This window comes from Paenibacillus oralis, assembly GCF_003863965.1.
In the GTDB taxonomy this organism is placed as follows: Bacteria; Bacillota; Bacilli; order Paenibacillales; family Paenibacillaceae; genus Fontibacillus; species Fontibacillus oralis.
In genome coordinates, this window is sequence record NZ_RRCN01000001.1 from 7,186,869 (window position 1) to 7,201,703 (window position 14,835).

General features: G+C 54.5%; 12 protein-coding genes. 1 reads left to right on the top strand and 11 read right to left on the bottom strand.

Annotated features, from left to right (window positions below; all coding sequences use genetic code 11):
• Window positions 1-9: 9 nt before the first annotated feature.
• Window positions 10-723, bottom strand: coding sequence for a DsbA family protein (locus EHV15_RS31935; RefSeq protein ID WP_128634809.1), 714 nt, complete (start codon window positions 721-723; stop codon window positions 10-12).
• Between the two features lie 529 nt (window positions 724-1,252).
• Window positions 1,253-1,870 carry a 50S ribosomal protein L25 gene (locus EHV15_RS31940; RefSeq protein WP_128634810.1) on the bottom strand — a complete coding sequence of 206 codons (618 nt, stop codon included), beginning with the start codon at window positions 1,868-1,870 and terminating at the stop codon, window positions 1,253-1,255.
• A 268-nt stretch (window positions 1,871-2,138) separates the two neighbouring features.
• Here EHV15_RS31940 and ppk1 point away from each other — a divergent pair, with 268 nt between their 5' ends.
• Window positions 2,139-4,250: a polyphosphate kinase 1 gene (ppk1, locus tag EHV15_RS31945; RefSeq protein WP_128634811.1), complete on the top strand. Its 2,112-nt coding sequence runs from the start codon at window positions 2,139-2,141 to the stop codon at window positions 4,248-4,250.
• On the opposite strand, the gene EHV15_RS31950 is transcribed toward ppk1, so the two are convergent.
• The 9 genes from EHV15_RS31950 to EHV15_RS31985 form a co-directional block, all read right to left on the bottom strand.
• Window positions 4,210-5,751: a Ppx/GppA phosphatase family protein gene (locus tag EHV15_RS31950; protein WP_128634812.1), complete on the bottom strand. Its 1,542-nt coding sequence runs from the start codon at window positions 5,749-5,751 to the stop codon at window positions 4,210-4,212. The two genes, ppk1 and EHV15_RS31950, sit on opposite strands and share 41 nt — an antisense overlap.
• A gap of 383 nt (window positions 5,752-6,134) precedes the next feature.
• On the bottom strand, window positions 6,135-6,527 hold the full coding sequence (locus tag EHV15_RS37710) for a hypothetical protein (protein ID WP_246061851.1): 393 nt from the start codon (window positions 6,525-6,527) through the stop codon (window positions 6,135-6,137).
• Window positions 6,517-6,918, bottom strand: a complete 402-nt coding sequence (locus EHV15_RS37715; RefSeq protein WP_246061852.1) for a hypothetical protein — start codon at window positions 6,916-6,918, stop codon at window positions 6,517-6,519. The genes EHV15_RS37710 and EHV15_RS37715 overlap by 11 nt, the downstream gene beginning before the upstream one ends.
• Before the next feature lie 417 nt (window positions 6,919-7,335).
• Window positions 7,336-9,048, bottom strand: coding sequence for a phosphoenolpyruvate--protein phosphotransferase (gene ptsP, locus EHV15_RS31960; protein WP_128634813.1), 1,713 nt, complete (start codon window positions 9,046-9,048; stop codon window positions 7,336-7,338).
• Entirely contained in the window at window positions 9,041-9,316 is a 276-nt protein-coding gene (locus tag EHV15_RS31965; protein ID WP_036620725.1) for an HPr family phosphocarrier protein, read from the bottom strand. The genes ptsP and EHV15_RS31965 overlap by 8 nt, the downstream gene beginning before the upstream one ends.
• Window positions 9,317-9,446: 130 nt before the next feature.
• Window positions 9,447-11,510, bottom strand: a complete 2,064-nt coding sequence (gene ptsG, locus EHV15_RS31970; RefSeq protein ID WP_128634814.1) for a glucose-specific PTS transporter subunit IIBC — start codon at window positions 11,508-11,510, stop codon at window positions 9,447-9,449.
• Between the two features lie 226 nt (window positions 11,511-11,736).
• On the bottom strand, window positions 11,737-12,582 hold the full coding sequence (gene glcT / locus EHV15_RS31975; protein ID WP_128634815.1) for a glucose PTS transporter transcription antiterminator GlcT: 846 nt from the start codon (window positions 12,580-12,582) through the stop codon (window positions 11,737-11,739).
• Between the two features lie 106 nt (window positions 12,583-12,688).
• A complete protein-coding gene (locus tag EHV15_RS31980; protein WP_246062020.1) occupies window positions 12,689-14,251 on the bottom strand; it encodes a flotillin lipid rafts scaffold protein FloT in 1,563 nt (520 codons plus the stop codon).
• A gap of 17 nt (window positions 14,252-14,268) precedes the next feature.
• Window positions 14,269-14,808: an NfeD family membrane protein gene (locus EHV15_RS31985; protein WP_128634817.1), complete on the bottom strand. Its 540-nt coding sequence runs from the start codon at window positions 14,806-14,808 to the stop codon at window positions 14,269-14,271.
• Window positions 14,809-14,835: the final 27 nt, after the last annotated feature.

Consider the following 14,835-nt stretch of genomic DNA (forward strand, 5'->3'; position numbering starts at 1 on the left):
CCCCGTTCGTTATTTGCTTTGGAGTTCCTGATCGATATATTTTTTCAGAGCAGCGTAATCGCCAACGTTGCCCGCATACTCCAACCCGTTAATGAAAAACGTCGGCGTGCTGTCGACGCCAAGCTTGTTCCCTTTGGCGTATTGCGCCTCGACTTCGTTTTGATAGGTTGCTTCCGCAATGTCCTTCTGCAACTGGTCGTAATCGATCGGCAGCTTCAGCTCTTTGGCCAATTCGACGAAAAACTCCGCCGAAGCCCATCCGGCATTTTCATCGCCTTGGCGCTCATAAATCGCATCGAAATAAGTCCAGTAAGCGTCGCTGTTTTGATGATATACCGCCTGCGCCGCCAGGGCGGCCGTCGTCGAATCCGTCCCGATAAACGGCAGATTCATGAAATAAAAGGCGACTTTGCCTTGATCTATATAATCCTTAACCAGTTCCGGCTTGATCAGTTGATTTACGTTTTTGCAAGCCGGACACTGGAAGTCGCCAAACTCTACGATTTTCACCGGCGCTTCGGCATTCCCTAACACAGGAAGATTCGCGTAATCAAACGACGTCGCCTTTGCTTTCGGCTGGATCGCCAGGACGGCGATGATCAGCACGAGCAGGACTCCCACCGTGCTGAACCAGATCAATCTTCTCGTTTTTTGTTTTTGCTGCTGCTTAAGCTGCTCGGCTTTGCGCTGGGCCAAAGCGTTGGTTTTCGTTTTCGGCGGCATTCGAACCCTTCTTTCTGATATAAAATTCTATTAAATTCCGGTTATCCTGCAACCATTCTAGTTACAAAAGCGGGTTTCGTCAAGCTTGGACACCCCTAAGACGAACATCGCCGCAAGCGAGGTCTTTGCCTGCGCAATCCCATACCTTGATGCGCGGGACTCTAAGGGACACCAGCGACCTTATTCGCCCATTTCCCGGGTATTTCCCAGGCTAACGGACACACATGACTCTATTTGACTCAAAACCAGTTTATCCGGGCCGATTTGAGGTAAATAAGGTCATCTGTGTCCGTTACATTTTCAAACCTTCGTTTTTCCGCGGATAACAGCTCTGGTGTCCCTTAGCCATCAGAATCCTCTTCTCCTCCCCTCTCTTCCTGTGCATAATCCTCTACCCGCTGGAAATTTTATAATTTCTGGTATTTTTTTGAAAAACGGGCCGCTCCCCACGTGATCGCGCAGGGAACGGCCCGCCTGATAGCTGTCTGGACTCCAGGCCTACGATGTTGCCGGCTGTTTATTCGATCCGTTATTCGCCGGCGCCCTCGGCCGGTTCCTCGCCGGCATTCCGGGCCGCATCCGCGTCCGCAGCACGCGGCAGGACGATCGAAGCCAGCAGCTCGTCCGCTTGCGAATGCAAAACAACGCCGTCCGGAAGCCGTACGTCTCCGGCCAGCAATTTACCGCCCGCATCCAGGGATGAAATATCTATGTCCAGGCTGGCCGGCAAAATATCCGGCAGCCCTTCCACTTCCAGCTCCGTTTCTTGGATTTGCAGAACCCCGCCAACCTTTGTGCCTTTCGCCGTACCAACCAAGTGCACCGGCATTTTTACGCGGATCGGCTTGTTTTTGGTCACCTGCTGAAAATCGACATGGACGATTTTCCCGTTCTGCTGCTGAATATCCTTAATCAGCGCCGGTAAAACCGGTCCTCCTTCCACCTCCAAGTCGAAAAACTCCGATCTTCCGGTGCGAACGACCTGCAGCAGCTCCTTCACATCCACATGAACCGCCAGATTTTCGGTTTCCGCCCCGTAGATCACCGCGGGCACGCGGCCGTTTTGTCTCAGCCGGCGCAGCGACGAACGGTTGAACTCCGTTCGTGGCGCCGCATTCAAATGATAAGCGTGATGGTTTGCATTCATCTTGAAACTACCTCCTTGAAATATATAAACTTCATGGCAGGCGTCAAAAGACGTCGTAATTCCATTTTACTCCTTTTTTCTCGGAAATGTACAAGCAGCGGATCATTTTTCGGAAGGGCGATTTTACATGGAGTTATATTTTTTACATAGATTTTACAAAAGGAGGTATTTCGCCGGCATATCGGCATTGTAAAATAAAAGAATAAAGCATTAGCCCAAAAACAAAAACTATAAGACAGCTTTTCGGCCAATGGAGGTCATGGTAGAGATGGCGCTTGCAGAAACGAAAAACCAAGGTTCAAGATATTTAAACCGGGATTTAAGCTGGGTGGAATTCAACCGCCGCGTGCTGAAGGAAGCGAAAGATCCGGAGACGCCTTTGCTGGAAAAAGCCAAGTTTCTCTCAATCGTGTCGAGCAATTTGGACGAGTTCATGAGCGTGCGCGTGGCCGGAATCCAGGATCAGATCCGCGCGGGTTACACCAAAAAAGATTTTACCGGCTATACGCCTGATGGATTATACCAACGCCTGATTTCGCGAATCTCGGCGATGGTCGGCGAGCAGTACCGGACATTCCGGGACCTGTCGAGACAGCTCGCCAAAGAGAACATCGTGTTCCTGAAATACGATGAGCTGACTTCGACGCAGCGCAAATCGATGGAAACGTATTATCACGATATTATTTTTCCGGTGCTGACGCCGATGGCTGTCGACCAGAGCAGACCGTTTCCGCTGGTTCATACGGGTTTTGTGTATTTGTCCGTCGTGCTGGAGCGGGAAAAAGAGGCGCGGAAACCGGACGGCGAGGAGGAGAAGGAGCCTTATTTCGCGATCGTGCAAATTCCTTCGAACCTGTCCCGCATCATTCCGCTGCCGCATCATTCCAACAGCAAAAAGCAGTCTTTCATTCTGATCGAAGAGCTGATCCGCCATCATATTCAAACGCTGTTCAGCGGTTATGTATCGCTCGCCGTACACGAGTTCAGGGTAACCCGAAACGCCGATCTGGCGTTTGACGAAGAAGGGGCCGAGGATTTGCTCGAGGAGATTGAAAAAGAGCTGCGGAAACGCCGGTGGGGGGCGCCCGTGCGGCTGGAGATCCAAAAGGGCATCCATCCTTACGCACTGGAGGTGCTGAAGGAGGAATTCGAAATTACGGACGCCGTATTTGAGATCGACGGGCCGCTTGATTTAAGCTTTCTCGGCAAGCTGCCGGGCGTGGTCAAAGGGTATCCGAAGCTCCGCTACCCGCAGATCGATCCGGTGTACCCCCGGGAATTCGAAGCCGATGACGATTTTTTCGAAGTGCTTAAGCAAGGGGACGTGCTGGTCTACCATCCTTACGAAAGCTTCGACGCCGTGACGGATTTCATCAGCCAGGCTTCGGAGGACCCGGCCGTGATGGCGATCAAGATGACGTTGTACCGGGTCAGCGGCAATTCGCCGCTCATCCGGGCGCTCGCCCGGGCCGCGGAATCGGGGAAGCAGGTTACCGTCGTCGTAGAGCTCAAGGCGAGGTTCGACGAAGAGCGCAATATCGCCTGGGCCCGCACGCTGGAGAAAGCGGGATGCCACGTCGTGTACGGCTTGGTGGGTCTCAAAACCCATGCCAAAATTTTGCTCGTCGTCCGGCAGGAAGGCCGTGATTTAAGACGGTACGTGCATGTGGGAACGGGGAATTACAACGACATCACCGCGCGCCTGTATACCGATATCGGCTTGTTTACGACGGATTCCGCGATCGGCGAGGACGCCTCGCAATTGTTTAACCTGATCACCGGATACTCGGACGCCGGCGAGTGGCAGGCATTTACGCTGGCGCCGACGGGGATGAAGGACAAACTGTTTGCGCTGATTCGCCGGGAAGCCGAACACGCCGCGGCCGGAAGGCCGGCCAAAATCATCGCCAAAATGAATTCGCTGTCCAACCAGGAGATGATCGACGAACTGTACGCCGCTTCCCAGGCCGGGGTGTACATCGATTTGATCGTCCGCGGCGTCTGCTGCCTGCGCCCCGGTGTGGAAGGCCTAAGCGAACGAATTACGGTGCGCAGCATCGTCGACCGTTTTTTGGAGCATTCGCGTATTTATTATTTTGAAAATGGAGGAGAGCCGGAGGTCTGGCTGTCCAGCGCGGATTGGATGACGCGCAACCTGACGCGCCGGCTGGAGCTGATGTGTCCCGTGACAAAACCGGAGACCCGGGAGGCGCTCGTGCAGATTTTAATGCTGTCGCTCTCCGATAACGTCAAAGCGAAGCGGCTTGTGCCAAGCGGCAAATACGAGCCGGTCTCCGGCAGCCAGCCCGTCTGCCGCAGCCAATTTGACGCGCTTGACATCAGCGTGTGGAAGAAGGGCGAACCTCCCACTCCAATCTGAGGTCCCACGCTTTTTTGAAGTTTTTTGCCGCAGCTTCGAGCTGCCTGATTTCCAGGTAAGCTTGACTGCGGCTTTTTAGCGTCAACAGCAGCGCGCCGTCGGCAGCTTCGGCCTTGAGCAGTTCGACGCATTGCGTTTCGCTGGCATCCAGGGCGACGGCCGTCTCCACAATGGCGCCCAGCTTCTGAATCAGCGTTTCGTCCTCCTCCGTGAGCAGTTCCCTGTAAATCCCCAGGTTCATTTTTTTTCCGTGATTGGCCGGATAATCCGCCACGTACCCGCATATTACGGCCTCGCGGTGGGTTAAAGCGCCAAGCGGGGCTTGCGTCAGCCAGTATAACGTATGCTTGTCGTACTGGTGATAACGTACGGTGCCGCCGATTTTGTACAGCATCGCAGCCGCAGCCGCAAGCTGCCGGGTTTTCGGTTCGCCGACGGTGGCTCCCAGCAGGAGATCATGCAGCCGGATGGCGTACCGGCTGACCTGCTGAAAATGAGCGTGCGGAGCCTGGATATGAAAAGCGAGCAAGCCCTGGGCCTGCCGCGCCAACACTTCGGAGGCGGCGGGAGCCTTGAGGCCCAGCGCATCCTGCAGCAGGCCTTCCCGCAGGCCCGATCCGCTGACCAGGCAGCAGTCCGCCCCGATACGCGCGAAAATGGCCTGCAGAATAATCAGCCCGGGAGCGATAATATCGGTCCGCGCTTTGGCCAACCCGTCAAGGCGCTTGCGTTTTTCGAGCGGCATGAACGGCAGCGTCTCGGCATAATGGCGGATACTTTCCGGGGCCAGCCTGTAATAGTGGGCAAGCCGCAGCGGATATTTGCGCCGGCGCTGGTCCAGCTTGCCGAGCGTGCGGATCGTGCCGCCCAGGCCGATTAACGGCAACCCCGGGTGAGCGGACACCCAGGGATGCCCCGACAGCATCCGTTCAATCTCGGCCGCCAGACTGGCCGTGTTTTCGGCCGTCCACGGTTCTTTTCCGTTCCCGAACCTGACCTGGGCATTCACCGCCCCTAAAGGGAGCGAGAAGCTATGCAGCAGTTTGCGGGCGCGAAACAAGGTGATCTCCGTGCTGCCGCCCCCAATGTCAATGATAAAACCGTCCTCCTCCGCCATGGCTCCGGCGACGCCGAGAAAGCCGAAATAGGCTTCCTGCTCCCCGGTGAGGATTTCGATCTCAAGACCGGTACGCTCCTTAAGCAATTCGGCAATTTCCCGCGCATTGGCCGCGTTCCGGATCGCCGCCGTCGCGGCGACGCGGATTTGCCGGCAGCCATACACTGCGCAAATTTCCCTGAATTGCTCCAGAATCGGTACGATCGAAAGGACGTCCTTCCGCTCCATTGCTCCCCCCGCGTTCATCTTTTCGCTGAGGCGGGCGGACTCTTTAATTTCCTGAACTAACCGGTACTCCCCTTGCGGCGTCGCTTCATAAATAGCCAGACGGATGGAGTTGGATCCGATGTCAATGATTCCGATCGTCATGCGGCTGTTTTCCATAGTTTGCTCCTAAACACGACATAAAAGTAAGTTTTACCTCACTTTATCCCAAATTCGTCCAAAAATAAACCTTGCCGCGGTTAATTCGGCAACATTTTCAGCTTTTCGCAAGTTTAGGTAGTGTGATCGTTCTGATTAGAAAGTCTAGCCGGCAACCGGTCGTGGCAAGAAAAGCTGGAAGGGCGTTGAAAGCGTACAGGGCAGGGGGGCCGATCGGTTGGTCGGCAGATCAATATCTGCTGTCCGGACGCTTTGCACGATTATCCCGTTTGATCAGGGAAGCAGAGCAGAAGGTAAATTCAGGAGAAAAAGATATATTTGTAAGTAGCAGTCATGTTCGAGATCATTAGACAGGTTATTGCTGCAACCTGAATCCGTCTGCATCAATGCCGGCACCGTTCAAGCACTTCGATCAGGCTGCAGCCGCAAGGGGCTGATTCGGTCGGCGCACGATCAGGCGGCTGTAGGTGAGCACCGGCATCGCCACACCCATACGCAACAACTTCTGCCACATCGTTTCTTCCACTCCGGACAGGCAACCGCCGGTGTCCGGTGTACTCGTTCAGGTACGCCTGCAGATGCTTCAGTCCCAAGGCTATATATGTACTCTTCAGCGATTCCCACGCCTCTCTCACCACTTTCCGCAAGGGCGCATACAGCCGAAAGGCTAGGGGGAACGACTCTACCGCCGTTGTACGGACATCCACATGCCCGTTGATGAACGCGGTTAGATCGTGACAGTTTGCTCTTTTTTCGCCTCCCCGCTTATGCGGCACCAGGCGGATTTTGACCTGCTCCGGGATCGCCCGACTCTGTTACCGTGCAGCCGGCTACGACCGCCGAGGCATACGGATGGGAAAACTGATACCGGGACGGATTACGCCCATATACATCGCTGTTCACCTTCACCTCTCCGCAGAGTAGCTCCTGGGCATCGAACTCGCCGATGGCATAGCGTATTTTGTGCAACTCCAGCGCCTGGAACCACTTGAGCAGGGGCAAATGCGTTCCTTCAAAAATCGTACCGACCAAAGCCGACGTTTGATGCTTGCACCTTCCGCACTCGAATAAGGGGATATGCCGGGAGGTCAGGCATCTGCATCGGGTGTAAGCGTACCACGGGCAGACGAAGCCGCTTGGCCACTTCATCGCGATCAGCGCCTCCATGTAGGCCTGCTCGCTGTAATAACGGCTGCTGAATGATTTGAATATCCGCTCGCCCTCCGAATCCAGAATGCAGAATATACGAACGAGCGTTCGTTTTACTTCATTTTACCAAACATTCGTTCTCTTATCAAACGAACATCTCACCTGAACCGCCTCATTTTTTCCCCATTGATCCTTGTCCTACCCCCTAACACCTGTCCACTGAATGAAAGGGATAATCGTGCAAAGCAGCATGCAGGGACACCAAGACACCAAGGCACGAATACTAAATAGAACGCGCCATTTTTAAAGCTAACTGGAAAATATCCAATGGGAACGCCAGTACATAAATTCACCTAGAAAAAACCGGCGCCTCTAAAGGCGCCGGCTTAACAGAGAAACCCGCAAAACTAGTTGGAAAAGAATAGATAGAACTTCTTACTCGCCGATGCTGCGCACCAATTCCACGACTTCCTCCGCGGTCCGCATTTGCAGCGCTTTGGCTGCCAAGGTTTCCATCTCCGCTTTGGAAAGCTTGGAAATCTGTGAGCGTGCCGGCAAAATCGAGGTCGCGCTCATGCTGAACTCATCCAGACCGAGGCCGAGCAGCAGCGGAATCGCCACTTTATCGCCGGCCATCTCGCCGCACATGCCGGCCCATTTGCCTTCCTTGTGCGCGGCGTCGATCACCATTTTCACCAGGCGCAAAATCGCCGGGTTATACGGTTGATACAAATAAGAGACGCGTTCGTTCATGCGGTCGGCCGCCATCGTATACTGAATGAGATCGTTGGTGCCGATGCTGAAGAAATCCACTTCTTTGGCGAACTGATCGGCCAGAACAGCGGTCGAAGGAATCTCCACCATAATGCCGAGCTGAATATCGCTTGCGACCTGGACGCCTTCGGCCACCAGCTTCTCCTGCTCTTCCAGCAGCACCGCTTTGGCGGCGCGGAACTCGTCCAGCGTGGCGATCATCGGGAACATGATCCGCAGCGAGCCGTAAACGCTTGCCCGAAGCAGGGCGCGCAGCTGCGTGCGGAACAGGTCTTTTTGCTCCAGACAAAGGCGAATGGCGCGGAAGCCGAGGAACGGGTTCATCTCCTTCGGCAGATTCAGGTAAGGCAGCTCCTTGTCGCCGCCGATGTCTAGCGTTCTGACGACAACCGGCTTGCCCTCCATTTTCTCCAGCACCGTTTTGTATGCATTAAACTGAACTTCCTCCGACGGCAGTTCGGTGCGGCCCATGTACAAAAACTCGGTGCGGTACAAGCCTACGCCTTCGCCGCCGTTGTCGAGCACCCCGGCAACATCGTTTGGCGTGCCGATGTTGGCCGCCAATTCGACGTGCACGCCGTCCTTCGACGTGGTCGCTACTCCGCGCAGCTTCTTCCACTCCTCGATTTGTTTGAGGTGGTCGTCGCGTTTTTGCGTGTATTCCTGCACCACATCGTCGGACGGATTGATAATAACCAGGCCGTCCAAACCGTCAACGATCACCAGATCGCCGTTGTTTACTTTGCCCAGCACCTCTTTGGTTCCGACAACGGCCGGAATTTCCAGCGAGCGGGCCATAATCGCGGAGTGCGACGTTCTGCCGCCGATATTCGTCGTAAAGCCTTTGACGTATTTCCGGTTAAGCTGAGCGGTATCCGACGGTGTCAAATCCTCGGCAACAACGATTACTTCCCGGTCGATCTCCGCCGGATTGACATAGGTGAGGCCCAGCAAATGGGTTAGCACCCGTTTGGTGACGTCCCGCATGTCGGCGGCGCGTTCTTGCAGGTACGCGCTTTTCATGTTCTCAAACATAGCGATAAACTGGTTCGCCGTTTCGTTCAGCGCGTATTCCGCATTCACTTTTTCGCTGGAAATTTTGTCCCGCACCGGATCCAGCAGCTCGGGATCGTTTAGAATCAGCAGGTGGGATTCGAAAATTTCCGCTTTCTTCTCGCCAAGCTCTTGAAGCGTGCGCTCTTTGATCGCTTCAAGCTCCTGCTGCGATTTGGCCAATGCATCGTCCAGCCGCGCCAGTTCGGCGGCAGGATCGGAAGCATCCCGGCGTTTTACCGTAAAATCGGGATGCTCCAGTTTGAATACCTCGGCGATGGCCACGCCCGCCGAAGCGGCGATGCCGTCGATCTTAAGCATTTACTTCTCCTAACCCCTCGTTAACCATGACGTCGGTGAGCGCTTGAAGAGCTTCTGCAGCCTGTTCTCCTTCTACGGACAACGTAATGGTGTCCCCTTGCTCCAGTCCCAGGGACAGCACCCCGAGAATCGATTTCAGAGTCACTTTTTTACCCTTCGCTTCGGCAAAGGATTCAGCTCCTTTAAACTTGTTAGCCGTATTTACCAATGCCGTAGCAGGGCGTGCATGAATACCGTCTTCATCCGTAATTCTAAAGGTTCTTTCCATAATAAAATCCTCTCGCTTTCTCATCAATGTAGTATAAATGTATATCAACGCTCCCTTTTATTTTAAGGGAACGAGGTTACAATTCCAAATTTTTTACTGGCGCCCGTGACGCCAAAGCGTTTGGCGGTTCTTATTTGATTGTGACGATACCAGGTTCGCCTTTCGCCAGCTTACCGGTTTTGTTCAGCTTGACCGCTGCCCCTTCCGGCAGGTTGGAGAACACGATCGGCGAAATAATCGAAGGCGCGTGCTCTTTCACGTAATCCAAGTCGACCTCCATAATCGGCTGTCCGGCCGAAACCAGGTCGCCTTCGCTCACGAGCACGTTGAAGCCTTGTCCTTTCAGCTTCACGGTGTTCACCCCGATGTGCACCAGCACTTCCTTGCCGCCGTCCGACATGATCCCGACGGCATGCTTGCTCGGAAATACGTTAAACACCTTGCCGTAGACCGGAGAAGCGATGACGCCGTCATGCGGCAAAACCGCAAAGCCGTCGCCCGTCATTTTTTCCGCGAACACCGGGTCCGGCACATTGGAAATATCCATCAGTTCGCCGTTGACCGGCATCACGATATCCTCGTAGATGATAGCGTCGCCGTCCTGGGCCGCCTGCTGCTCTGCTTCGGCGGGTTTGTCCGCCTCCGTCTTCTCGGCGGCTCTCGGCGCCTTGCCGCTCATAATATCGGCAATTTGCGTCTTGATCGTATCGGAGCGCGTGCCGAAGATCGCCTGGATATTGTTGCCGACCTCCAGGACACCGGAAGCCCCCAGATTTTTCATCCGGTCCTTGCTTACGTTCGCTTTATCCTTGACTTCAACCCGCAGCCGCGTGATGCAAGCGTCCAGGTGGACGATGTTTTCCTGTCCGCCCAGGGCGGACAAAATATTGTGCGGCAGCTCATCCTGCGTAACTTTTCCCCGGCTGGCTTCCGCATCTTCATTATCATCAGCCGGGTCTTCCCGTCCCGGCGTCCTGAGGTTGAACTTGCGGATGACGAACCGGAATCCGAAATAATAGATCACAGCCAAAATCAAGCCGACGATGATGACGTACCACCAAGGCGTGCGGTTTGGAATAACCCCAAAAATGAGGTAGTCAATCAAACCGCCGGAGAAAGTCATCCCAACTTTTACGCCCAAAAGATGCATCGTCATAAACGACAAACCGGCAAAAACACAGTGCACTGCGAACAGGACCGGAGCTACGAACAGGAACGAGAATTCGAGCGGTTCGGTAATCCCCGTCAGAAACGAGGTCAACGCCGCCGAGCCCATAATCCCCGCCACATATTTCTTATGCTCGGGTCTGGCCTCGTGATAAATGGCGAGCGCCGCCGCCGGCAAGCCGAACATCATGAACGGGAATTTGCCGGTCATGAACGTACCGGCCGTAAACGGCACGCCATCGCGAAGCTGGGCCATAAAGATGTTCTGGTCGCCGCGCACCAGTTGGCCCGCCGCATTGGTGTATTCCCCGAATTCGAACCAGAACGGCGAATAGAAGATGTGGTGCAGACCAAACGGAATCAATGCGCGTTCGATAATCCCGAACACAAACGCGGATAACGTCCGGTTCTGATCCAGCATAAAGTGGGACGCGGCGTTTAGACCCGATTGAATCGGGGGCCAGATGACGACCATCAGCAAACCAAGCAGCACCGAGGTGGCCGCCGTCATGATCGGAACAAACCGTTTTCCGGCGAAAAATCCGAGATAAGACGGCAGTTCGATCTTAAAGAAGCGGTTATACATGGCGGCGGCCAATATCCCGACGATAATCCCGCCAAACACGCCGGTGGCTAGTGTCGGAATGCCCAGCACATCGGCGTAGGCCGCGTTGGTTCCGATCATCGATGGCGTTACGCCAATGACCGTACCCATCGTTACGTTCATCACGAGATAGCCGATAATCGCGGCCAAGCCGGCGACACCCTCGCCTCCGGCCAGACCAACGGCAACGCCGACGGCGAAGAGCAAGGCCAGATTCGTGAACACGATCTGTCCGGCGTTCATCATAACGGTCGCTATCGCATGAATCGTATGGTTGTCCAAGGCTGGAACCCGTTCAAGAAAGTCCGGGCTGACCAGCATATTGCCGATCCCCAGGAGCAGTCCTGCAGCAGGGAGCAGCGCGACGGGCAGCATAAGCGCTTTCCCGACCCGCTGCAAAACACCAAAGAAACGCTTGAACATAATGCACCCTCCTGAAATATTAAATTGATCATAACAACAAAAAAGCATGAGTTAAAAAAGACTTTCGGTTATCGTTTCGTTAGGGATATAGTACCCCGTAATCCAACGATACACTCAAAAACCTTTTATCAACTCATGCCTGATCGAATCAGTTACACATTGTGATTTGATATTGTTGTTAATGCATTTGAAATTATAGCAGACCTATTTTGCTTACGCAAGAGGTCTAATTTATTTCGGGCGGTACGATGCGGTGCAAATGCATTGTCAAATAGGAGACTTCCGCCTGATAAACCGGCATTTTCAGGCGTTTTTCCATCACTTTGGTCAATTTCCAAGCCAGCGAATACAGGATCGGATACTCGCGCTTAAGCAAGCTTTCCAGCTTATCGACCTCGGCCACCCGCTCGCCGCGGCGGACCCGTTCGATGGCAAACCGCAGGTGCGTCAGCAGCCGCGAATAGTCGAGCGAGTGCCGCAAGATGGAAAAATGCAGCTCATCCTCAATAATGCCGACCAAGTCGGCGATCAGTTGGGCATGCCCCCGCACCTCGCTGATGTGGCGGTTCGTCAAGGCGCTGTTGATGTGAAGCGCCACGAATCCGGTTTCATCCTGGCCGAGATCGACGCCCATTTTCCGGCGGATCAAATCGATGGCGTATTCGGCCAACTCGAATTCCAGCGGATAAAGCTCCTTCGTTTCAAACAGAAACGGATTGTGGAAGGCGAGATCCTGCTCCGCCCGCTTAATGGCAAACGCCAAGTGGTCCGTGAGCGCAATATGGATGTGCTCATTCAATGTCGCTTGCGTTTTGCTGGAAATATACATGATGATTTCGCCAATGAGCTCAATCAGTTGTTCGTCCACCTGGGGAATGAGCTGTTTGTATTGTTCCTGTTCCTGCTGATTCGTAAGAATGAACAGTTTCTCTACCGCCTCAAGAGGAATGGACTCGCCCGATTTGCGGTTAAATCCGATGCCTTTGCCGATCACAACGACTTCGCCACGATCCGGATGGTTGGCGATAATGACGTTGTTATTCAACACTTTGGCTATGCGTAGACTGTTCACAGATTGCACCTCTTCTTGTCTTTTCTCCGAAAACATGTACGCCCATTATAAACGATTGGCCGAGCCCTTGTCAGCCGTTTGCGGAATAATTGAAAAGAAGAGTCTGTTACTCTTTATCTTCCCGCGAAGCCGCGCTTTCCAGTACAACCGCCTCCCGGCCAGCCTCGCCGGTTCGCGCGGCCGCTGCGGGCGCCGCCTCCGCCGGCTGCGCGGACGCAGCCACTTTGCCTTTCGTCAATCCCTGAATCAAGCGATCGAGTTCGATGCCCGACACGCTTTTCAGCATATCCGGAGCCGTCGCCATCAGTTCGGTGACGTAATTGCTGACGCGGGCCGCCCCTTCTCCTTTGCCCGTGTCGACCACCGTCAATTTATCGATGGAGGACAATGGACTTGCGATCTGGCCGGCCAAGTCAGGAAGCATTTTGACAACGATATCCAAAACCGCGGCTTCTCCGAACTTCGAGAAAGCTTCGGCCAGCTTTTCCTTTGCCTCGGCCTCCGCCAGCCCGCGCAGGCGGATAATCTCGGCTTCCGCGGTCCCTTTGGCCCGCTCGGCTTCGGCGATGGCCAAACCTTCCAGCCGTTTCTGTTCGGCCGAAGCTTTCGCCTGGGTTTCGATGGAGTACTGCAGCGCGTCGGCTTCCCGCATCTTCCGCGCCTTCTCGGCTTCCGCCGCCTGTTCGACCGCGTAACGGTCGGCATCGGCTTTTTTCTTCACTTCGGCATCATACTGCTTCTGACGTACGTTGATTTCTTTATCCTGCAGGTCGATTTCCCGTTCCTTGCGCACGAGCTCGACCTTCATCTGCTCCTCGACCGCGATCTGCTTGGCCCGGGCCTCCTGGATAAAATAAGCCTGGTCGGCGTCGGCCTTGGCGGTATCTTGCTCTTTTTTGAAGGAAGCGATTTTCAGCTCTTTTTCCTTCTCCGCTTCAGCGATATTCGTGTCCCGCAGCAGCTCGGCTTTCTGTCCGGACTCTTCGGCCATCGCCTTTTGAATCCGCGCGTCCCGCAGCGCTTCCGCTTCGGCGATGTCGGCGTCCCGTTTAACCGCCGCGATCCGCGGTTTCCCCAGCGCCTCCAAGTAGCCATGCTTGTCGCGGACGTCCTTGATCGTAAACGAGACGATCTGCAGCCCCATCTTTTTGAGGTCGCGCGCCGCCACGCCTTGCACCTCTTGGGCAAATTTATCGCGGTTGCGGTACACTTCCTCGACGGTCATCGAGCCCAAAATTGAGCGCAGATGCCCCTCAAGCACTTCCTGGGCTTCGCCTTTCAGCGATTCGATCGGCTTGCCCATAAACTGTTCGGCCGCGGTAGCCACGTCTTCGATCGAGCTGCCTACTTTGATGATCGCCACGCCGTCCGCCGAAACCGGCACGCCCTGTTCGGTATACACTTCAGGCGTCATTACGTCAAGTTTATGGGACAATAACGATAAATACTCCGCTTTCTGAAAAATCGGCCAGATAAACGCCCCGCCGCCGCGGACGATTTTAATTTTGCGGCCGGACTGGTCATCGGAAATGTTCCGGTTGCCGAGAAAAGAACCGGTCACGATCATCGCTTCATCCGGGCTTACGGTTTTGTATCTGGCCCAAAAAGCCAGGCCCAGCACGATGATGACCGCGATCACAACAACGGGAATCAGGATAATGTCAGGAATGGTTTCAAACAATCACATCAGCTCCCTCTTAAAGATTGGTTTTCATACAACTCGGATACTTGAACGGTTCCGTCCTTCGTATCCACGACGACGACGCGCGTTCCGGCGGGAATTTCCCGATGATCAAAGCTGGAGGCGATATGAATCGTGTTGCCGGCCACCAGCGTTACCATCACTTCGCCGAAACCTTCCGAAGGAATCGGCACGGTCACCTCGCCCACTTTACCGGGCAGTTCCGCGGTCGAATAACCGGTGGAATTTTCGCTGTTTTCCGCCGGCTTAACGTAAGCGAAGTAAACTGCGGCGGCCAGTGCCAAAGCGATGACGAGCGCAAGCAAGATCACGTTGGCGCTGCTGAGTCCGGTATAACGATTCAATAAAATCCCGGCCCCGCCAAAACTGGTTACCGCCGAAGCCGTAACGACCGGTTTGAGGAAATCGGCGGACACCGCGTCGAAAATCCCGTCTATCCAACTTCCGATCAAGTCTCCGATCAGCGCGCTGACGAGCGCAAACAGCGCTCCACCGATAAAACAGGACCAAAACAGCGTTTCCATGCCGTCCCTCCTTTCGATAAACAAATA

Bases quoted from the DNA above. Each gene is read 5' to 3' on its own strand.
- EHV15_RS31935 (WP_128634809.1), bottom strand. From the start codon at position 723: ATGCCGCCGAAAACGAAAACCAACGCTTTGGCCCAGCGCAAAGCCGAG.
- EHV15_RS31940 (WP_128634810.1), bottom strand. From the start codon at position 1,870: ATGAATGCAAACCATCACGCTTATCATTTGAATGCGGCGCCACGAACG.
- ppk1 (WP_128634811.1), top strand. From the start codon at position 2,139: ATGGCGCTTGCAGAAACGAAAAACCAAGGTTCAAGATATTTAAACCGG.
- EHV15_RS31950 (WP_128634812.1), bottom strand. From the start codon at position 5,751: ATGGAAAACAGCCGCATGACGATCGGAATCATTGACATCGGATCCAAC.
- EHV15_RS37715 (WP_246061852.1), bottom strand. From the start codon at position 6,918: ATGGAGGCGCTGATCGCGATGAAGTGGCCAAGCGGCTTCGTCTGCCCG.
- ptsP (WP_128634813.1), bottom strand. From the start codon at position 9,048: ATGCTTAAGATCGACGGCATCGCCGCTTCGGCGGGCGTGGCCATCGCC.
- EHV15_RS31965 (WP_036620725.1), bottom strand. From the start codon at position 9,316: ATGGAAAGAACCTTTAGAATTACGGATGAAGACGGTATTCATGCACGC.
- ptsG (WP_128634814.1), bottom strand. From the start codon at position 11,510: ATGTTCAAGCGTTTCTTTGGTGTTTTGCAGCGGGTCGGGAAAGCGCTT.
- EHV15_RS31985 (WP_128634817.1), bottom strand. From the start codon at position 14,808: ATGGAAACGCTGTTTTGGTCCTGTTTTATCGGTGGAGCGCTGTTTGCG.